Raw genomic sequence first — 19,690 nt, forward strand, 5'->3', positions numbered from 1 at the left:
CCCCGCACATGCGGATGCCCCGCCTCCGTGAGGGAGTGCGGGGCATCCGAGCGAGCGTGTCAGGCGCCGGCGACCTCCGCCGCGAGGGCGCGGATGCGGTCGTCACCGAGGTCGAGACCGACGTCGGCGAACCGCTGGCGCAGCACGTCGGCGATGCGCTCCTGGCTCTTGTCGCCCACATCGGCGCGGGTCTGCACGACCACGCCCGCGATGCGCGCCTCGTCGTCGGTGGGATGGGTGTCCATCGCCGGCTCGGACTGCTCGTCCGGTCGGGCGATCTTGCGGTCGGCGTGCACCGCACCGCCGACGGAGTCGGCTGCGCCCGCACCGCCGTCGGAAGCGTCCGTGGGCTCGGGGGCCCGGGTTGCATCGGTCATGTCAGTCCTCCGTGCTCATGTCGGGGTCGATGCCCTGACTGGCGGCATCGCCCTCGATGGGGTCCGAGGGAGCGGCGTCGTTGAGACGGGACGATCCCTTCGCGCTGTCGTTGCGCTCCGCGGTCTCGCCGTCGGCGACGGCACCGCTCTCCCACCCTCCGGGCGGGTCCGCGTCGATGACTCCCTCGGGAAGGTCGCGTTCGTTGTTCATGACACCCCTTTCCAGAGCTTCAGCTTCGCGAACGACCGCCCGCATCGGGCAGGGGTTGACGACCGCACCGAGGCGGACATAGGCGCCAGGAGCTGCTCAGGAGGCCGAACGTCGATGGAGCAGGCCCGCGCGCTCGGGGTGCGCTTCGAACCACTCCCCCACGTACCAGCACACGGGGAGGATCTCGCGGTCGCCCGCCGCCTCGATCGCGTCGACGGCGCGCTCGGTGATGACACCCGCGTAGCCGTGACCGCGGAAAGTGGGAATGGTGAACGCGCGCGTCAGGGCGACCGTGCGCCCGTCGTCGCGGTAGTCGAGCACCGAGACCAGGTCGTCTCCCCGGTGGAGGGTGTACCGCGAGGCGGTCTTGTCGTCGGCGAACTGCAGATCTGACATGCGGGAAGGCTACGCCTCCCGGAAACATCGTCGGGCGGATGCCGCAAAGTGCACGGTGCACACCGAGCTCAGGCCACGCCGGCTGAGCATGATGCGCACCGGGATCCCGGTCGACGCGATTTGACGCACGAGGACTCGGTGGGTCATAATCCCCCCATGACTGTCAACGCGCGTTCTCTGTCCGCCCGGGAGGCGAACGGGACTGCCGGCATGATGATGCCCGGCCGCGTTGTCATGTGTTGTCGAATGTGCCGCTAACAGCGACCCTCGCCCGGACGACCCTCGCGCTTCTGAACGCCGACGTCGTCCCCCGGTCCACGGATCCGCGCGTCGATCACGCGCATCCGCATGCCGCGCTCCGGCCCTTCGGCCCCCACCTCCCGTCGAACCCCGCTCCGTGACGATGCCCGGGTTCACACACCCAAGGACTTCCTCCTCATGTCGCTTACCGCTGTTCTCGACCGCCCCGTGACCACCACCGTCTCGCCCCGCGCCGCTCGCCCCGCCGCTCCGGGCCCCGCCGCCCCCGTGGCGCCGGCCGCCGCGGCCCCCGCCCGCCCGACCGGCCCGGCGACCACCTCCCCCCGCGGCTTCGCCCTCTACGTGGGCATCGACGAGGCCAAGGCCGCCGCCGCGGGCGTGAGCCTCGGCACCCTGGTCGAGGCCCTCCGCCGCACGCTCGGCGAGCTGGCCCCCGCAGCCGAGACGTACGCCACCGTGGCCCTCGCCCCCGCGGGTGCCGGTGGCCGCGACGTCGACGTCGTGCGCCTCGCCCTGCACGAGCCCTCGGCGGTCGCTCGCACCAAGGACGAGCCCGCCGAGGAGGATCGCGCGCCCGGCGGCGTGGTCGTCGACATCTCGCGCAAGCGCGTGCTCATCGACGGCGAGTCGGCGGCCTTCACGTTCAAGGAGTTCGAGCTGCTGCAGTACCTGGTGCTGCGCGAGGGGCGCACGATCGAGCGCACCGAGCTCGTGGCATCCCTCTGGGAGGGCTCGACCGACGAGGACGCCCCCGGCGAGCGCACGATCGACGTGCACGTGCGTCGCCTGCGCGCGAAGCTCGGCGTCTACGAAGACATCGTGCGCACGGTGCGCGGGGTCGGCTACCGCTTCGACCGTCACGCCGACGTGTCGATCCGCTACGGACACGGCACGCCGTCGCCCGACCGCTTCTGACCCTCCCGACCGGTCCTCACCCTCTCCGCGACGCCGGATGCCGCGATGTCGGTGCTCCGACGTAGGGTGTCGGCATGAGGTCGACCGGGGTCCGCGCGCATCACGCGTCACGCGAGCTCGCCGCCCCCGCGGGACGCCCGATCGAGTCGGAGTACCGCCCGGCGGGTCCGGTCGACATCGGCCGAGCCGTCGCGGCGCAACGCCATGGCGCGAACGATCCCACCTACTCCGCCTCGCAGCCGTTGTCGGCCGGGGGCGTAGTGTGGCGCGTGAGCCGCACCCCTCTCGGCGTCGCCACCCTCGCCCTGCGCCTGCGCGTCGGCGGTACGGTCACGGCGGCTGCCTGGGGTCCGGGCGCCGAGTGGGCACTCGACCAGCTGCCCGCCCTGTGCGGACGCGACGACGACCTCGACGGATTCGACGCGTCGCGGCATCCGTCGGTCGCCGAATGGCATCGCCGTCACCCCGATCTGCGCATCGGTCGCACCGACCTCGTCTTCGACGCGCTCGTGAGCGCCGTCATGGAGCAGAAAGTCACCAGCATGCAGGCCTTCTCGGCCTGGCGCAGCATCGTCACCTGGTTCGGCGAGCGGGCGCCCGGTCCGACTCCGCGACCGATGTTCGCTCCTCCCGACATCGAGGGATGGCGGCACGTTCCGTCGTGGGCGTGGCATCGCGCCGGCCTCGAACCGCCGCAGTCGCGCACGATCGTCGAGACGGCCCGTCGCGGCGCATCGGTCGTCCGCGCGGCGGAGGCGGCCGTCGACGGCGAAGCCCGCGATCGCGTGTTCATCAGCCTCAAGGGCGTGGGCATCTGGACGAGTGCCGAGACGCGGATCCGCGCGTTCGGTGATCCGGATGCCGTGAGCGTCGGCGACTACCACCTCGCCCACCAGGTGGGCTTCGCATTGACGGGTCACCGCACCGATGACGACGGCATGCTCGAGCTTCTCGAGCCCTTCGCGGGGCACCGGCAGCGCGTGATCCGTCTCATCTACGCGGGCTCCGCCCTCGAGCCCCGCCGCGGACCCCGCCTGCACCCCGAGGACCACCGCGATCGCTGAGGCGCCCGCGACATCGGCGGCGGCCCGCCCTAGGCTGACCGCATGACGCAACCCGATACCGGCTGGCCGCGCGGACGCACCTACTGGGTGCTGGGCAGTGTCGTGCTCTTCGGGCTCGGCGCCGTGTTCGGTCTCGTCTGGCAGAACATCTGGCTGGGCCTGATCATCGCCGCGGCCGTCTCGGTCGGATGGCTCATCGCCTACGAGTCGAGCCGGGGCCGCAACGTCGGCGTGAACGATCCCGACAACGGCATCCAGCTCTGAGACGTCAGGTCTCAGCGGTAGTACACCGCGAGCGGGTACGCGCCGTCACGGCGCACCTCGACGGGGGTGCCAAACACCTGCTCCAAGACCGCGGGGGTCATCAGATCGGCCGGCGTTCCGATGTGCACGACCCGACCCTCCGACAGCGCGATGATGCGGTCGGCGTAGGCGGCCGCGAAGTTGATGTCGTGCACGACGATCACGATGGTCTTGCCCAGTTCGTCGGCTGCTCGGCGGAGCTGGCCCATCATGGCGACCGCGTGCTTCATGTCGAGGTTGTTCAACGGCTCGTCGAGCAGGATGTAGTCGGTGTCCTGCGCGAGGACCATCGCGACGTACGCCCGTTGACGCTGACCGCCCGACAGCTGATCGAGGTAGCGGCCCGCCAGCGGCGTGAGGTCGAGGAACGCGAGGGCCTCGTCGACCTTCTCGTGGTCGAGGGCGGTGAGCCTGCCCTGCGAGTGCGGGAAGCGGCCGAAGCCGACCAGGTCGCGCACCATGAGCCGGGTGACGAAGTGGTTCTCTTGGCGCAGGATCGAGACGATTCGGGCGAGCTCGCGGCCGGGAGTCGATGTCACGTCGTGACCGGCGACGGTGACGCGACCGGTCGTCGCCGTCGCGAGTCGGCCGACGATGGTCAGAAGGGTCGATTTGCCTGCCCCGTTCGGCCCGACGAGGGCCGTGACGCCGCCCGCCGGGATGTCGAGCGTGACGGGGCCGAGCACGGTGAGATCGCCGTAGGTCATGGTGACGTCGGTGAGAGAGATCACAGGCTCCCCTTCCGGAGGAGGTAGACGAGGAAGAACAGGCCTCCGGCGAACTCGATGATGATCGAGAGCATGCCCGCGGCGTAGAAGACATGGCGCAGCACGAAGTACCCCACCAGCAGGGTCGCCATGCCGAGCAGCACCGCGAAGGGGAGCACCACGCGATGCTGCGACGATCCGGAGAGTTGGTAGGCGAGGGTCGCGACGATGAAGCCGAAGAAGGTCATCGGACCCACCATCGTCGTGGACACCGAGATGAGCACGGCGACGAGCACGAGCACGCCGATCACCTCGCGACGGTAGGCCAGGCCCAGGTTGAGGGAGGTCTCGCGACCGAGGGCGAGCACGTCGAGCCGATGACGCGCGCGCCACACGAGCAGGAGCACACCGGCGACGACCAGGGCACCCCAGGGGAGGTAGTCGGGGTCGGAGTTCGACAGGTTGCCGAACAGACGAGCCGAGAGGATGTCGAAGTCGCTCGGCGTCAGTAGTCGCTGCATTACGGTCGAGAGCGAGCCGAAGCCGACGCCGAGCACCACGCCGACCAGCAGCATGATGTGCAGGTTGCCGCGCCGACCGGCGAACAGCCAGCCGTACAACAGGGTGGCGAACCCCACCATCAGCACGCTCTGCACCACGACTTTGAGCAGGCCGTCGGTCGCCGAGAGGGCGGCGCTGCCGAAGAAGAACACGAGAGCGGTCTGCATCACGACGTAGAGCGCATCGAAGCCCATGATCGACGGCGTCAGAATGCGGTTGGCCGTGGCCGTGTGGAACAGCACGGTCGCCACCGCCTGGCAGCAGGCCACCAGCGCGATGGTCGCCACGCTCACGACGCGGAGGTTCACCGCGATACCGAAGCCCCGCGAACCGGGGGCGCCCGGAACATCCCAGGTCAGGACGCCGACGGCTGCGATCACGACGACGAGAGCCAGGATGCCGAAGCGCCAGGCGATCCGTGGACGGCGCGGGCGGGCGGGGGCGATCGTCGCCAGGGTGTCAGGCACGGGCGCGCATCCTCAGCAGCAAGGTGATGAACACGGCGGCGCCGACCACGCCGAGGATCATCGAGACGGGGACCTCGAACGGCATCCGGATGATCCGTCCGACGATGTCGCACACCACCACGATCGCGACTCCACCCAGACATACCCAGGGAAGGTTGGTGCGGGCGTTGTCTCCGCGCCACATCGATACGAGGTTCGGCACGACGAGACCGAGGAACGGCAGAAACCCCACCACGACGGTGGTCACCCCCGTGGCGACCGCGACGAGACCGGTGCCGATGAGCAGCACGCGGGTGTGATCCAGGCCTACCGAGGTGGAGATGTCGCGACCGAGGCCGGCGACGGTGATGCGGTCGGCGTAGAGGAACACAAGGAGGACCACGAGCGCGACGATCCACAGCACCTCGTACCGCCCGCGGACGATCGAGGTGAAACTGCCCATGAACCATGTGCCGAGCATCTGCAGGGAGTTGGTCGAGACGGCCAGGTACGTGGTGAAGGCCGAGACGACGGCGCCGAGCATGATGCCGATGAGGGGCACGACGAGTGAGGACCGGAGCGAGATCCGCTGCAGGATGCCGATGAACACCATGGTGCCGACGAAGGCGGCGATCGAGGCCGCGACCATGCGCACCCACAGGGGTGCCGCCGGCACGAGCAACACCGTGACGAGCAGCCCGAGCGCCGCCCACTCGGTCGTGCCCGTCGTCGACGGTTCGACGAAGCGGTTCTGGGTGAGCAGCTGCATGATCAGGCCCGACACGGCCATGGCGCAGCCGGCGAGGACGAGCGCGACCGTGCGAGGCACGCGCGAGATGAAGAACATCTCGCCGCCGAAGTCGTCGGCGGCGAGATCGTAGGCGCCGACGAACAGCGAGAGCACGACGAGCGCGGCCACCCCAGCCAGGGCGAGAGGCAACGCGATGCGCGCGCGGAGGCGAACAGGTGAGGAGGTCATGGCATCCGTCCTGAGCCGCTCGTGTGAGGGTCGGCGGATCCGACCCCCACACGAGCGGGTACAGCCGGGTCAGGACGCGAAAGCCTCGGCGGCCGAGCGGTACAGCTTCGTGTAGGCCTGGATGCCCTCGTCGAGGTAGAAGCTCGCGTCGAGGTAGACGATCTGGTCTTTCTGCACGGCGGGGACGTTCTTCAGCGCCTCGGCGTTCTCGACCAGTTCCTTCGCCGAGACGTACCCGTCCTCGCCGAACATCGCGTCGCGGTCGAGCACGAACAACCACTCGGGGTTCGCAGCGGCGATCGCCTCGACGCTGATGTCGTCACCGTGCGACGCGTCTTCGGCCGAGCGCTCGAGGGCGGGTGTGAGTCCGAGCGTCGGGAAGAGCGTTCCGACTCCGCGGCCCTCACCGGGGGCCGCGTAGGCGATCTTGCCGCCCGAGGTGATGAGGCCCATCACCGTCTGCGACGGGTCGTAGGCCTCACGGGCGTCGGAGATCGCGGCATCCAGATCGGAGGAGAGCTGCGCGGCCTCGTCTTCCTTGTCGAAGACCTGACCCAGGATCGCGGTCTGCCGCTTCAGCTCGGCGGCGTGGTCTTCGCCGTCGCGCGGGCTCGTCTCGATGATCGCCGGCTGGATCTGCCTCAACTGGTCGTAGATCTCGCGGAAGCGGTAGCCGCCCACGATCAGGTCGGGCTCGCTCGCGACGACGGCCTCGATGTCGGGCTCGCGATGCAGGCCCACGTCGAGCACATCGTCGCCACCGGAGAGCGAGGGCCAGAGGTCGTACATGAGGGGCTTCGGAGCGGCGACGAGCGTCACTCCCCAGTCGCTGAGCGTCTGGAACGTCGTGTTGTCGAGGGCGACGACCCGCTCGGGGGCGACCCGAACCTCGATCGATCCGTGGTTGTCGTCCACGGTCACCGTGGACGCGCCTGCGGCCTGGTCGGCGGGGGCGGATGCCGCAGAGGCGCAGCCGGCGAGGGCGAGAGCGGCCGTGAGCGAAGCGACGGCGAGGGGACGGAACAGGCGTGAACTCATGCGGATCTCTCCAGTGCTGTATGTGCAGGACGACCCGATCGAGGTCTCAGCCGGGTCGAGAAGTTAGGTTAGCCTTTCCTTTGTGAAGAAGTCGAACCCGACCCCCGGAGCCCGCCTCGAACCCCGCCGACACGAGCTGGTCTTCCGCTCGGCGGCCCTCTCCCGGCGCACCTACCTCACACCCGCCTTCGTCCGTCTCCGACTGGAGGGCGACGATCTGCGCGGGTTCGACTCCCCCGGCGCCGACGATCACATCCGGGTGTTCTTCCCGTCGGAGCCGACGGCGGGAACCGATGACCTCCGGTCGGCGCCGAACCGCGAGTACACCCCCGTGTCGTGGGATGCCGTCGACGGGTGGCTCGACATCGACGTCGCGCTGCACCGCGACGGCGTCGGCAGCCGGTGGGCCGAGACCGCGCTGATCGGCGACGCGGTGGGCGTCGGCGGTCCGCGCGGCTCGATGGTGCTCGAAGGCCGTCCCGACGCCTGGCTTCTGGCCGGCGACGAGACCGCCGTGCCCGCGATCCGGCGCTTCGCCGCGGCGATGGACGACGATGCGGTCGGGCGCATCGCGATCGAAGTCCCCGACGCCGCGCACGACCTTCCCGTGGCCGCTCCCCCCGGTGTCGAGGTGGTGCAGCTGCACCGCGGAAATCGCGAGGCCGGCAGCGAGCTGACCGACTGGCTCGACGCCCTCGACGTCGAGGAGCGGCCCGACGGATGCGTGTTCGGCTTCGTCGCCGCGGAGCAGTCGGTCGTGCGCGCCGGACGCGCCCTCCTTCTCGAACGCTGGACCGGCGACCCCGCGGCGACGATCGTGAAGGGCTATTGGAAGCGCGGCACCGCCGAGTATCACGCCCCGCACTGAGGCGCGGGCCGTGGGGTCAGTCGCGCTGCACGCCGCCCACGAAGGCGAGCACGCGAGCGCGGAGGAACGGCGAGATGAACGCCGTGAACGCCCCCGGCGCGAGCGTCGCCGATGCCCGCGCCGCGGCATCCGCCGCCGCCGCCCGTACGAGGGGCACCTCGGCGCCGGTCCCGGTGAGCGCATCGACGGCCCGCACGACGTATTCGTCACCCACGGCGATGCGCTGGGCGATCGCGTCGGCGGGGTCGACACCCTGAGGAACCGCCACCGCCTGGCTCGCCAGGAGCGGAGTGATGCTGCGGTCGTAGCTCGTTGCGGCGACCGCCAGTGCGACCCACTCGCCGCTCTCGTCGGCGCGCGACGAGAGCGTCTCGCGCGCCTCTTCGAGAGCCCGCAGCCGCACAGCGGCGGGGTCATCGGCCGCGGGCGTCTCGTCGGCGCCGCCGTCGTACGCGTCGTCGGCGGCGATCGCGGCACGGCGCAGCAGCGAGGCGAGACCGTCGAGGTCGGCGTCTGCGGCGACGGGGCCGGCGTCACCCAGAGATGCGCGCACGTCGTCGATCGTCCGGGCGCGGGCGAGGGACGCGGATGCCAGCGACGCGGCGATCCGCCCCGCCTCGAGCTGAGCGTCGTCGGCGTCGGCGGCGAAGATCGATCGGGCGAACGAGGCGAGCGCCCAGGCCTCCGCGGCGGCGCCCGTCGTCGCCAGGAGGGCGTCGGCGCCGTCGAGCGTCGTCGGCGTCTCGCCGGCCAGAGCGGTGAGCAGGGCATCGGAGTCCGCGAGGACGGCGGACGCCTGCGCGGAGGCCTCGACCGCGGAGAGGGCGGACCCGCGCGCGGCCGCGGCGTCGTCTGCGGCCGAGAGGGCCGTCGCGAATGCGCCCGCGGTCTCGCCCGCCGCGCTCAGCTCTCGCGCCCGTTGCACCCCCGCGCGCACCCGATCCGCGAGGTCGCCGTCGAGCCCCTGCACCGCGGCGGCGGCCGCCGTCAGAGCGTCGTCGGTGGGCCCGTCCAACGCCCCGTCTGTCAGCCCGTCGGCGTCCGCACGCGGTGAGGGGAGGGCGTCGGGTGACGCGGCGGGGGTGGGGAAGGCCGCCTCGGGCAGATCCTCCCCCGTCATCACGGCGTAGGCGCCCGCGATGTCGGCCACCTCGGTGATCGTCATGCCCCCGGTCGCTGCGAGCTGATCGAGGTCGACCGGCGCCCCCGTGGCATCCGCCGCCACACGTTGCCCCGCGGGGACGAGGATCGTGTCGATCCCTCCCGCCTCGATCGCCGCCGAGACCTGCTCCGGCAGCCCCGCGACGGGACTCACGATGCCGAGCGGCGTCACCCCGCCCGCGAGAGCGACGCCGGGCTGCACCTCGGTGCCGTAGTACAGCGCGAGCACGCCGACCGCGGTCACGGCTCCCGCGGACGGGGTGGCGAGGCGTGCGTCGAAGCCGAAGGTGTAGGCGGTGTCGGGGCGGGCGCCGGTGAGCAGTGTCGCGGCGGTGACGGCCGTCCACGTCGCCGACTGGGTGACCGGGTCGACGCCGCTGACGTCGTTCTCGGTGATGTCGATGCTGAGGTCGCCGCCGTCGGCGGACGCGGCGGTGATGCGCTGCGAGGTCAGTCCGCCCTTGGAACCGCTGGCGTAGAGCACGGGCACCGTCACCTCCGAGCCCTCGAAGGTGCCGTCGGAACCCGTGCCGAAGCCGAGCGAGAACTTCAGGTCGCAACCGGCGAGCGCAAGCACGCCGACCAGCACGAGGGCGATCCCGGCGCGACGTCTCACGGACCCTCCGCGACGAACAACGAGCACTCGGCGTCGTAGTACTCACGGGTCGTGCCGACCGGCCGCATCCCGATGCGCTCGGCGACGGCCTTCGACGCCTCGTTCGCCGGGTTCGTCACCGCGACGACACGACGGATGCCGCGCTGGTGGGCGAGCGTCAGCACCGCTTCGGCCGCCTCTGTGGCGGAGCCCGCACCCCACGCGTCGGGGTGGAAGTGCCACCCGATCTCGACGTCGTTCTCGCGGCCGTCGCCCGCGTCGCGCGACCACGGGATGCGCTTGAGCAGCACCGAGCCGAGGCGGCGACCTTCGCGCGTCGTGACGGCCCGGACCCCGAGCACGCCCTCGGCGAGCCCCGCCCAGCGATCGAGCAGCGCGTCGACCTCACCCGGGTCGGCCATGACGCGACCGTCGCCGAGGAATCGACGCACCTCCGGCCGGCGGTACATGTCGTACAGGAACGCGCGGTCGTCGTCGGAGCGCGTCCACTCCCGCAGGATCAGGTTCGGCGTCTCGAGTCGTGTGCGGCGCATGGGGACGTGCGGGATGCCGTCTTCGGCGAACGGAGCCCCCGACACGACGAAACCGAAGCGGCCGTACCACTCGGCGAGATGCGCCTGGGCGTCGAGCAGGATGGGCACCCCGGGCGCCTCGACCTCGAGCTGCCCAACGGCCGCGCGCATGAGGTCGGCGGCGATCCCGCGGCCGCGGGCGTGCGGGGCCGTGGCGACCCGACCGATGCGGGTGTTCGCCGGCTCCCGCAGGAGGCGGAGTGTCGCGAGCACGTCGTCGCCGTCCTGCGCCCACATGAGCTCGGCTCCCGGCTCGATGTCGCGACCGTCGATCTCGGGGTACGCGGCAATCTGCTCGACGACGAACACGGTGACGCGCATCCAGAGGATGCGGTACAGCGTGAGGGGGGCGATGTCGGCGACGGGCGCGCGGTGCACGGTGACGGCCATCCTTCGACCGTACCCGGGCCCGGCCCGGTGGCCTGCCGCCCGGCAACGGGCGACGCGGTGAACCGATGTCGGAGCAGACCGCTAGCCTCCGGTCATGTCCTTCCAGTCCTACCTCGACAACATCGAGACCAAGACGGGTCTCACCCCACGGCAGTTCATCGCCCTTGCCGAAGAGCGCGGTTTCGGACCGGGCACCAAGGCGACCCCGATCCTCGAGTGGTTGAAAGACGACTACGACCTCGGGCGCGGCCACGGCATGGCCCTCGTGCACGTGATCACGAAGGGCCCGCAGATCGACGACACGCACGTCGGTCGCGGCGGGTCGCACGGCGACAAGAGCGACACGCTCTGGCTCGACGGAGCGGCGTCGAACCCGAACCCCTAACCTCTCGCCGAGAAGCGTCGCGACGCGGCGACCTGCTCCGCGACCCGCCTCAGCGCGAGGACGAGAGGCTCGACCAGGGCCGTCCCCAGCACGACGTAACGCACGGCATCGTCCATCGACGTCTCGGGTGTCGCGGCGAGCTCGGCGTCGCCGATCGCGCCGAGATGGACGAGGTAGGCGTCCATCACTGACGGGGGCACCGTGAACCCCGCGCGATCGAGCGTCGCGAGGGCATGCGCGACGGCACGGAGCTGGTCGGGGAAGCAATCGAGGGGTGAGCCGCCCATGCGTTCCAGCAGGGCGGTGGCCGCGGACAGGTCGAGGTCGCCGTCGACCACCGGGGTCACGGCGGCGTTGGCGGCACCGAGCAGGTCATAGGGATTCTCGGGCGGTTCTTCGAGCACCCCGATCACCTTGCGCACCCCCGCGATCCCCACGCCGGCGTCAACGAGCGCGCGAATGACGCCGAGGCGCTGCACGTGCGGGATGCCGTAGCTCGCCTGCGTCGGCGAGGTGCGCTCCCCCTCGGGCAGCAGCCTCTCGCGCAGGTAGTACTTGATGGTGGCGACGGGCACTCCGCTCTCCGCCGACAATTCCGAGATCCGCACTGCTCACCCCTTGACTCGATAGCTTTACTATCTAACACTGGATAGTGACACTATCGAGTGAGGACGAGCCATGGCATCCATCAATCCGGGACGAATGACCCACCGCTGGGACGGCGAACTCGTCGTCTTCCACATCGGAATGACGATCAACAAATGGTGGCGGCCCGATCAGTGGATGCCACTGATGAGCGACATGCCCAAGATGCTGCGCGAACTGAGCACCGACCCCGACTCCGGACTGCTGGGCTTCACGATGCTGCTCGGCGCCCGCGGTCCGTACCTCGTGCAGTACTGGTCGTCGCTCGACAAGCTCTACACCTACGCCTCGGCGCCGACCCAGGAGCACCGCCCGGCGTGGACGCGCTTCAACAAGCGGGCGCGCACGGTGCCCGGGGCGGTCGGCATCTGGCACGAGACGCACGTGGTCGAGCGCGCCGAGACGATCTACGTCGCGACCCCGCCGATGGGCCTGCCGCGCGCGACCGAGACCGTGCCCATCGCCTCGCGACACGACCGGGCCCGCGCGCGCGTGGCCGACGGCCGAACACGTGGCCCAGAGACGACAGACTGAGGGCATGGCTGCGATCCTCACCACCGCCGAAGAACTGCACGACGCCCTGGCCGCCGGCCGATACGCCGACGGCGGGCCCGTCCGCGTGCTCGACGTGCGCTGGCGACTGGACCGCCCCGACGGGCGGCCCGACCACCGTGCCGGGCACATCCCGGGCGCGCAGTACGTCGACCTCGACCACGACCTCGCCGCCCACGGCGCGCCGGCCGAGGGCCGGCATCCGCTCCCCCCGATCGAGGCGCTGCAGCAGACCGCCCGCCGGTGGGGAATCGACGAGGGCGACACCGTCGTCGTGCACGACGACCTGAAGAACATGTCGAGCGCTCGGGCCTGGTGGCTGCTGCGCGCGGCCGGGGTCGCCGACGTGCGCCTGCTCGACGGGGCACTGACCGCGTGGGTCGAGGCCGGGTTCGCCCTCGAGGAGGGGGATGCCGCGGCCCCCGCGCCCGGCTCGATCTCACTGGCCTACGGCGCGATGCCCACCCTCGCGCTCGACCAGGTCGCGTCGTTCGCCGACGACGGGCTGCTGCTGGATGCCCGGGCCGGGGAACGTTATCGCGGCGAGGTCGAACCCATCGATCCGCGCGCCGGCCACGTGCCCGGCGCCGTGAGCGCCCCGACCACCGAGAACGTCGGTGACGACGGACGCTTCCGCTCGCCCGACGAGCTGCGTTCGCGATTCCGGATGCTGGGAGCCGAGGACGGCATGAGCGTCGGCGTCTACTGCGGGTCGGGCGTGACGGCCGCGCACCAGGCGGTCGCCCTCACGCTCGCGGGCTTCGAGCCGCGGGTCTTCGCCGGGTCGTGGAGCCAGTGGTCGAACCACCCGGAGCTGCCCGTCGCGACGGGGCCGGAGCCGCGCTGAGGCTCCGTCGTTGGTGGCTGAGGCGCCGTCGCGGGTGGCTGAGCCTGTCGAAGCCACGAGCACCCGCGATGGCCCCGGTCCCTTCGACAGGCTCAGGGACCTCGGTGAGGCTCAGGGACCTCAGTGAAGCTCAGGGACCTCAGTGAAGCTCAGGGCCCTTCGACAGGCTCAGGGACCTCGGTGAGGCTCAGGGACCTCGGTGAAGCTCAGGGCCCTTCGACAGGCTCAGGGACGTTCTGGGCAGTCACGCCCAGAGTTCGCTGATGAGGATCTCGCGACCGAGCACGTTCTGCGCGGCGCGGTGCCCCGACAGCATCGCACCGGGGACGGTCGCGGGATCGTCTCCCCACGTCGCCTCGCCCGCGAGGTGCAGCGCTCCGCCGGCGAGCGGCTCGGCGAGGTCGTTGTGGTCGGCGCCGATGGATCCGGGCAGCATGTAGGCGTACGACCCGCGGGAGAACGGGTCGTCCTGCCAGCGGGTGACGAGGGCGCTCGTCGGCGCGGGCACGGCGTCGCCGTACAGGCGCCTCAGTTGAGCGAGGGTCGAGGCGACGATCTCGTCGTCGCTCCACCCGCGGGTGGCGACCGCCGCGGGCCCGGCCGCGAAGGTGAGCAGAGCGGGCTCGTCGTGCAGGCGGCCGAGGTCGTACCAGGAGTGCCACCACTCGCCCTCGTCGCCGAGCTGACGGATGCCGTAGACCCCGTCCTCCCAGAAACGCTCGGCGAAGCGCAGCACGACCTTCTCGAACGCGTTCATGCGCAGCAGATCGAGCGCACGCCGATGCCCGGCCGGAAGCGCGGGCTCGAACACGACGTCTCCCGCGTGCAGGACGCCGACGGGGACGGTGACGACCGCCCGCGCCGCGGAGAACGTCCCCCTGTCGGTCTCGACCTCGACACCACCGTCGTTCCATCGCACGCGTGACACGACGTGCTGGAACCGCACGTCGAGGCCCGCCGCGAGATGGCGTGCCAGCTCGTCGTAGCCCTCGGGGAAGACGACCTCGTCGCCGTCGACCGTGTCGTCGTCGAGCCCGTGGGCGCCGAGTCCGTGCATGCCGATGCCGTACTGCTCCTGCGCGCGGCGGTCGTTGTACTCGCGCACGCGCTCGGTTCGCTCGTCGTCCCAGCCCTGCTGCTGAAGCGCCTGCTCCACGACCCCGCCGTAGGTGGCGTCGGGGGCCGCGGTGGCGATGATGTCGACGAGGGCGGCGTTGAGGGCGCGGATGTCATCGGCGTATTGCCGGACCTCGGCGCGATCGAGTCGACGCCCCTCGGCGTCGAAGTACGTCAGCGGGCGGGAGTCGGCCTGATATCCACCGACCGTGAATTCCACCATCGGCATGCCGAAGGCGCGCGCCGCCGCGGCGACCGGGCTGTCGGTGATGCCGTGGATCCACGAGGCGCCGCGGTCGGTGACGTGACCCCCGGTGCGGTCGGTGAAGACCCGGCCGCCGACGCGGTCGCGCGCCTCGAGCACCACGACCCGGTGTCCGGCCTGTGCGAGCAGCCGGGCAGCCGTCAGGCCGGAGATCCCGGCCCCGACGACGAGGGTGTCGAGCTGGTCCATGTGTCCTCCGCGTGCTCGTGGTTCCGAGACGCTATCGAGGACGGCGGGCTCGCGGCATCCGCCACTCCGGCGCGCACGCGCCGATGCACTGGACGCGGTGTACAGCGATCAGGCGACCGGGGCCTCCTCGTCACGACGCTCGGGGACCCGTCCCTTGCGGCCGTAACGCAGCCAGAAGTACAGGTAGCAGAGTCCCACGAAGGGGATGCCGAACCACAGGGCCGCGACCTGGTTGGGGTCGAAGGCGATCGCCACGATCGACGCGGTCAGCAGCACGAAGGCGAGGATCGGCACGAGCGGGTACATCGGCGTGCGGTAGGCGAGGGTGGAGAGGTCTCCTCCCGCGCGCAGGAACTGGCGCCGGTGGAAGAACTGCGCGGCCACGATGGCCATCCACACCGCCACGGCCGCGAACCCGGCGATCGACACGAGCACGATGTACACCGTCTCGGCGGCGACGACGCTGGTGATCAGCGAGACGAGGCCGATCGCGAGACTGACCAGCAGGGCCACCATCGGGATGCCGCGGCGCGTGAGCTTCGTGAAGGCGCGGGGCGCGTATCCCTCCTCGGCGAGGGAGAAGAGCATGCGCGCGCACGAGTACAGGCCGCTGTTGCCGACCGAGAGCAGGGCGGTGATGACGACGAAGTTCATGATGTCGGCGGCGTACGGGACCCCGACGATGTCGAAGACCTCGACGAAGGGGCTCTCGCTGACGCCGGCCCTGTCGTACGGCAGGAGCGCGGCGATCACGACGATCGAGCCGACGAACAGCACGAGCAGACGGAGCACCGTCGAGCGCAGCGCGCGGGGGATGTTGCGGGCGGGGTCCTTCGTCTCACCGGCGGCGACACCGACGATCTCGGCCCCGCTGAAGGCGTAGAAGACCGCGAGCGAGGTGATGAGCACCCCGCCGAGACCCGCGGGCAGAAGCCCCTCGGGCGTGACGAAGTTGCTCAGCAGCACCGCCTCGTGCGGCTCGGACGAGAGAGGCGTGAAGCCGAAGATCGCCATGCCGCCCAGCACGATGAGGGCGACGATCGCGAGCACCTTGATGAGGGCGAACCAGAACTCGGTCTCGCCGAAGACGCGCGCCGAGATGGCGTTGAGGGTGAACAGCACCGCGGCGAAGACCACGCACCACACCCAGACGTCGACGTTCGGGAACCACCTCTGCATGAGGATCCCGGATGCCGTGAACTCCGACCCCAGCGCGACGACCCAGCACAGCCAGTACAGCCACGCCGTGGCGAAGCCGGTCGCCGGTCCCATGGTGCGCGCGGCGTAGATGTGGATCGAGCCCGAGACGGGGTAGGTCACCGCGAGCTCGCCGAGGCACACCATGACGAGCCACACGACGAAGGCCCCGAGCAGGTACGCGAGCACGGCTCCGAGCGGCCCCGCCTGGGCGATCGTGTACCCCGAGCTGAGGAAGAGGCCCGACCCGATGACGCCACCGAGGGCGATCATGACCAGGTGGCGGGCGTTCATGGCACGGCGGAGGCTCCGCTCTGGCTGAGGGATCGCCGTCTCGGGAGCGGACGAACCGGTGGGACGACTCATGGGGGGGGCTCGCAATCATGATCGAGCCCGGAGCCGTCGAGGCGTCCGGGCGACGCAGAAACAGTAGTCGATGTGCACGCGGAGCGGCACGCGGCCGCTCGCTACGCTGGGGTCATGACGCTCGCCGACGGCACCTCCGACGACGACGCCGACGCGACGTCGACCGTGAGCCGGGCCTTCGACGTGGTCGCGAGCCTGGCGAGTCTCACCCGCACGCGCTCCGGGGCCTCGGTCACCGACGTCGCCCGCGACCTGGGGCGCGACCGCTCGCACGTCTCGCGCACCCTCACCGCCCTCGCGGCCCAAGACGTCGTCGTGCGCGACGAGCAGCGCCGGTACCGCCTCTCGTGGGCGTGGTACACCGCCGCGGAAGACCTCGTCGACCGGCGCCTGCGTGCGGAGGGCATCGAGGTGCTCGACGAACTGGCACTGTCGACGGGCGAAGCGGTGTTCCTCGGCGTGCTGCGCGGAGACACCACCGTCACCGTCGTCGAGAGCATTCCCGCCTCGTCTCGCATGGTCGGAACGTGGATCGGCCGCGCCTACCCCGCCTTCTGCAGCGACGCCGGACAGGCGGTGCTGTGGGACGCCGACGACGACGAGGTGCGCGCCGTGCTCGCCGCGACCCGCTTCGAGGCCGCCGGGCCCCAGGCGCCGCGCGACGTCGAGGACTTCCTGCAGCGTCTGCGCGCCGCGCGCGAGCGCGGCTACGCCATCGTCGACGAGGAGGCCGAGGCGGGGTTGTACTCCGTGGCCGCGCCGGTGTGGGACTTCCGCGGAGAGGTCATCGCCGCGGTCCAGGTCGTCGGTGCGCGCACCGCCCTCGAGCCCCGCACCGGCGAGATCGCCGACGCCTGCAGCGCGGCCGCACGCTCCCTCTCGGAGCGCCTCGGCGGCATCCGCTAGTCGGTCGCGCCCGCGGCGAGCGCGCTGAGGCGTGCGGCACTGTCGGCGAGAAGGGCGGCGATGCGCCGCATCTGCGCCGCACCCGTGGGAGGACCGCTCACCGACACCGCCGCGACGATCCCGTCGGCCCCGCGCACGGGCAGCGCATGATCGGTGACCCCGGCCACGTACTCCTCGTGGGCGGTCACGATCCCGCGCTCGCGGTCGCGCCGCAGCAGGGCGTCGACGTCGTTGACGGAGCGCGCGGCTCCCGGGCCGCCCACGCCCACGAACTGCGCGTCGGCGAGGAGCGCGCCGAGGTCGTCGCGCGAGTGATCCCAGAGCAGGGCGCGCCCCGCCCCGGTGCACCAGATCGGCGCGACGGCGGAGGGACGCAGAGTCCCCTCGCCGTTCGCCTCCACCCCCTCGATGCGCAGCAGCAGGGCGCGCTGGCCGTCGGCGGCGACGACGCGCGCGGTCATTCCGAGCTGGGCGGCCATCGTGCGTAGGTGTACGCGGGCCGAGCGGAGCCACGGCTCGTGCCGGGCGGCCGACGCGCGGAGGAACGCCGGGCCCGCGCGCAGAGCCGAGGCCGCGTCGCGCTCGACGAAGTCGAGGCGCCGCAGCTCCTGCGTCACGCGCGAAGCCCTGCTGCGTTCGACGCCCGCCGCCTCCGCGAGCCGCGCGAGCGCGAGGCCCGGGCGACCCGAGCGCTCGCGTTCGACGGCCGCGGTGAGCAGCGACAGTCCCTGCGTCAGCGAGGCGGGCGCGGTCATCAGCGTCTTTCGGTCGAGGGCGTCTCGGTGGGGGTGGCTCCTCGACGACCGTACCGCCACCGGAAGAACAGGTAGCACGCCACCACGAACGGGATGCCGAAGTACAGCGCCGCGACCTGGTTCGGGTCGAACGCGATCGCCACGATCGAGGCCAGCAGTAGCACGAAGGCGAGGATCGGCACGACCGGGTAGAACGGGGCGTGATAGGCGAGCGTCTTCACGTCGCCGCCGCCGCGGACGAAGGCCCGTCGGTGGAAGAAGTGCGCCGCGACGATCGACATCCACACCGCCACGACGGCGAAGCCCGCGATCGAGACGAGCACGAGGTAGACGGTCTCGGCCGCGATCACGCTCGACACCAGCGACACCAGGCCGATGGCCATGCTGACGCTGAGGGCGACGATCGGGATGCCGCGACGGGTGAGCTTCGCGAACGATCGCGGGGCGTGCCCCTCCTCGGCGAGGGAGAAGAGCATGCGGGCGCACGAGAACAGGCCGCTGTTGCCGGCCGAGAGGAGCGCGGTGATGATGACGAAGTTCATGATGTCGCCGGCGAAGGGGACGCCCACGTACTGGAAGACGTCGACGAACGGGCTCGAGGTCAGCCCCGCCTGCTCGTAGGGGAGGATCGCGGCGATGACGGTGATGGAGCCGACGAAGAGCACCAGCAGACGCAGCACGGTCGAGCGCAGAGCCTTCGGGATGTTGCGCGCGGGGTCTTTCGTCTCACCCGCCGCGACTCCGATGAGCTCGGAGCCGCTGAAGGCGTAGAACACCGCGAGCGAGGTCATGAGCACGCCCGCGACGCCGGTGGGGAACAGACCGTCGGGGGTGACGAAGTTGCTGAAGAGCACGGCGCCGGGGTGCTCGCTCGACAGCGGGGTGAAACCGAAGACGGCGGCGGTGCCGAGAACGATGAGCGCCACGATCGCGACGACCTTGATGAGCGAGAACCAGAACTCCGTCTCGCCGAACACTCGTGCCGAGATCGCGTTGAGCCCGAACAGCACGCCCGCGAACACGAGGCACCACACCCACACCGGCACGCCGGGGAACCACCTCTGCATGAGGATGCCGGCGGCGGTGAACTCCGAGCCGAGGGCGACGACCCAGCAGAGCCAGTACAGCCAGGCCGTCGTGAACCCGGTCGCGGGGTTGATCGCCCGCGCCGCGTAGATGTGGAACGCCCCCGACACCGGGTAGGCGACGGCGAGCTCGCCCAGGCACGCCATGACCAGGTACACCACGAACGCGCCGATCAGGTAGGCGATCACCGCGCCGAGGGGCCCGGCCTGGTTGATCGTGTAGCCGGAACTGAGGAACAGCCCCGACCCGATCACGCCGCCCAGCGCGATCATCACGAGGTGGCGGGCATCCATGGAGCGCTGCAGGCGGCGCAGCGGCACCTGCGTGGCGACCGTCTGCGGCAGGGAGTTGGGCAGGGTGGCGGGGTCGGTGGATCTGGTCATGGCTTCTCGCATTCGAAGAGGAGGGAGCGGATCGCAGTTCGTGCTGGATGAACACTGCACCGTGTTCATTTCGCACATGTTTCCACGGACCTTAGCGTGCACCCCACCCCCGCTCAAGAGCCGGCGACGCATT

General features: G+C 71.0%; 22 protein-coding genes. 8 read left to right on the forward strand and 14 right to left on the reverse strand.

Annotated elements, in window-relative coordinates; all coding sequences use genetic code 11:
- Positions 1-59: 59 nt before the first annotated feature.
- The 3 genes from RWH43_RS11090 to RWH43_RS11100 form a co-directional block, all read right to left on the reverse strand.
- Positions 60-377, reverse strand: a complete 318-nt coding sequence (locus RWH43_RS11090) for a hypothetical protein (protein ID WP_144832342.1) — start codon at positions 375-377, stop codon at positions 60-62.
- Between the two features lies 1 nt (position 378).
- Entirely contained in the window at positions 379-588 is a 210-nt protein-coding gene (locus RWH43_RS11095) for a hypothetical protein (RefSeq protein WP_154097279.1), read from the reverse strand.
- A 96-nt stretch (positions 589-684) separates the two neighbouring features.
- Positions 685-984: a GNAT family N-acetyltransferase gene (locus tag RWH43_RS11100; protein WP_144832336.1), complete on the reverse strand. Its 300-nt coding sequence runs from the start codon at positions 982-984 to the stop codon at positions 685-687.
- A gap of 438 nt (positions 985-1,422) precedes the next feature.
- Between RWH43_RS11100 and RWH43_RS11105 the strand changes: the two genes are divergently transcribed.
- The 3 genes from RWH43_RS11105 (at position 1,423) to RWH43_RS11115 (ending at position 3,488) form a co-directional block, all read left to right on the forward strand.
- Entirely contained in the window at positions 1,423-2,160 is a 738-nt protein-coding gene (locus RWH43_RS11105; protein WP_144832334.1) for a winged helix-turn-helix domain-containing protein, read from the forward strand.
- Between the two features lie 74 nt (positions 2,161-2,234).
- Positions 2,235-3,224: a DNA-3-methyladenine glycosylase family protein gene (locus RWH43_RS11110; protein ID WP_144832331.1), complete on the forward strand. Its 990-nt coding sequence runs from the start codon at positions 2,235-2,237 to the stop codon at positions 3,222-3,224.
- A gap of 42 nt (positions 3,225-3,266) precedes the next feature.
- Positions 3,267-3,488, forward strand: coding sequence for a hypothetical protein (locus RWH43_RS11115; RefSeq protein ID WP_230705013.1), 222 nt, complete (start codon positions 3,267-3,269; stop codon positions 3,486-3,488).
- A gap of 11 nt (positions 3,489-3,499) precedes the next feature.
- Here RWH43_RS11115 and RWH43_RS11120 read toward each other — a convergent pair whose 3' ends face one another.
- The 4 genes from RWH43_RS11120 to RWH43_RS11135 form a co-directional block, all read right to left on the reverse strand.
- Positions 3,500-4,258, reverse strand: coding sequence for an iron ABC transporter ATP-binding protein (locus tag RWH43_RS11120; protein WP_316001500.1), 759 nt, complete (start codon positions 4,256-4,258; stop codon positions 3,500-3,502).
- Positions 4,255-5,262: an iron chelate uptake ABC transporter family permease subunit gene (locus RWH43_RS11125; RefSeq protein WP_307213738.1), complete on the reverse strand. Its 1,008-nt coding sequence runs from the start codon at positions 5,260-5,262 to the stop codon at positions 4,255-4,257. Before RWH43_RS11125 ends, RWH43_RS11120 begins: the two co-directional genes overlap by 4 nt.
- Positions 5,255-6,220, reverse strand: coding sequence for an ABC transporter permease (locus tag RWH43_RS11130; protein WP_144832320.1), 966 nt, complete (start codon positions 6,218-6,220; stop codon positions 5,255-5,257). Before RWH43_RS11130 ends, RWH43_RS11125 begins: the two co-directional genes overlap by 8 nt.
- A 69-nt stretch (positions 6,221-6,289) precedes the next feature.
- Positions 6,290-7,258 carry a siderophore ABC transporter substrate-binding protein gene (locus tag RWH43_RS11135; protein ID WP_316001501.1) on the reverse strand — a complete coding sequence of 323 codons (969 nt, stop codon included), beginning with the start codon at positions 7,256-7,258 and terminating at the stop codon, positions 6,290-6,292.
- 82 nt (positions 7,259-7,340) lie between these two features.
- On the opposite strand from RWH43_RS11135, the gene RWH43_RS11140 reads away from it, so the two are divergent.
- Positions 7,341-8,126, forward strand: a complete 786-nt coding sequence (locus RWH43_RS11140) for a siderophore-interacting protein (protein WP_154097273.1) — start codon at positions 7,341-7,343, stop codon at positions 8,124-8,126.
- A 16-nt stretch (positions 8,127-8,142) separates the two neighbouring features.
- Here RWH43_RS11140 and RWH43_RS11145 read toward each other — a convergent pair whose 3' ends face one another.
- Entirely contained in the window at positions 8,143-9,903 is a 1,761-nt protein-coding gene (locus RWH43_RS11145; RefSeq protein WP_316001502.1) for a S16 family serine protease, read from the reverse strand.
- A complete protein-coding gene (locus RWH43_RS11150) occupies positions 9,900-10,865 on the reverse strand; it encodes a GNAT family N-acetyltransferase (RefSeq protein WP_316001503.1) in 966 nt (321 codons plus the stop codon). The genes RWH43_RS11145 and RWH43_RS11150 overlap by 4 nt, the downstream gene beginning before the upstream one ends.
- Positions 10,866-10,959: 94 nt before the next feature.
- Here RWH43_RS11150 and RWH43_RS11155 point away from each other — a divergent pair, with 94 nt between their 5' ends.
- Positions 10,960-11,250 carry a DUF4287 domain-containing protein gene (locus tag RWH43_RS11155; protein WP_144832308.1) on the forward strand — a complete coding sequence of 97 codons (291 nt, stop codon included), beginning with the start codon at positions 10,960-10,962 and terminating at the stop codon, positions 11,248-11,250.
- Here the strand turns inward: RWH43_RS11155 and RWH43_RS11160 are convergent.
- Positions 11,247-11,858: a MerR family transcriptional regulator gene (locus tag RWH43_RS11160; RefSeq protein ID WP_316001504.1), complete on the reverse strand. Its 612-nt coding sequence runs from the start codon at positions 11,856-11,858 to the stop codon at positions 11,247-11,249. The two genes, RWH43_RS11155 and RWH43_RS11160, sit on opposite strands and share 4 nt — an antisense overlap.
- A gap of 70 nt (positions 11,859-11,928) precedes the next feature.
- Between RWH43_RS11160 and RWH43_RS11165 the strand changes: the two genes are divergently transcribed.
- Together RWH43_RS11165 and RWH43_RS11170 are read left to right on the forward strand one after the other, a co-directional pair.
- Entirely contained in the window at positions 11,929-12,429 is a 501-nt protein-coding gene (locus RWH43_RS11165) for a DUF4188 domain-containing protein (protein ID WP_144832303.1), read from the forward strand.
- Positions 12,430-12,433: 4 nt separating this feature from the next.
- Positions 12,434-13,294, forward strand: a complete 861-nt coding sequence (locus tag RWH43_RS11170; protein ID WP_316001505.1) for a sulfurtransferase — start codon at positions 12,434-12,436, stop codon at positions 13,292-13,294.
- Between the two features lie 244 nt (positions 13,295-13,538).
- On the opposite strand, the gene RWH43_RS11175 is transcribed toward RWH43_RS11170, so the two are convergent.
- Positions 13,539-14,864, reverse strand: coding sequence for a flavin monoamine oxidase family protein (locus tag RWH43_RS11175; protein WP_316001506.1), 1,326 nt, complete (start codon positions 14,862-14,864; stop codon positions 13,539-13,541).
- A gap of 108 nt (positions 14,865-14,972) precedes the next feature.
- Positions 14,973-16,427, reverse strand: a complete 1,455-nt coding sequence (locus RWH43_RS11180) for an amino acid permease (RefSeq protein ID WP_316001507.1) — start codon at positions 16,425-16,427, stop codon at positions 14,973-14,975.
- Between the two features lie 114 nt (positions 16,428-16,541).
- On the opposite strand from RWH43_RS11180, the gene RWH43_RS11185 reads away from it, so the two are divergent.
- Positions 16,542-17,333 (forward strand): IclR family transcriptional regulator, encoded by a 792-nt coding sequence (locus tag RWH43_RS11185; RefSeq protein WP_316001508.1) that lies wholly within the window; start codon positions 16,542-16,544, stop codon positions 17,331-17,333.
- On the opposite strand, the gene RWH43_RS11190 is transcribed toward RWH43_RS11185, so the two are convergent.
- Entirely contained in the window at positions 17,330-18,088 is a 759-nt protein-coding gene (locus tag RWH43_RS11190) for an IclR family transcriptional regulator domain-containing protein (protein ID WP_316001509.1), read from the reverse strand. The two genes, RWH43_RS11185 and RWH43_RS11190, sit on opposite strands and share 4 nt — an antisense overlap.
- Complete coding sequence (locus RWH43_RS11195) at positions 18,088-19,557, reverse strand: amino acid permease (RefSeq protein WP_437127388.1); 1,470 nt, start codon at positions 19,555-19,557, stop codon at positions 18,088-18,090. Before RWH43_RS11195 ends, RWH43_RS11190 begins: the two co-directional genes overlap by 1 nt.
- Between the last annotated feature and the right edge of the window lie 133 nt (positions 19,558-19,690).

Origin of the sequence: Microbacterium algihabitans (genome assembly GCF_032464975.1) — a bacterium.
Classification (GTDB): Bacteria; Actinomycetota; Actinomycetes; order Actinomycetales; family Microbacteriaceae; genus Microbacterium; species Microbacterium algihabitans.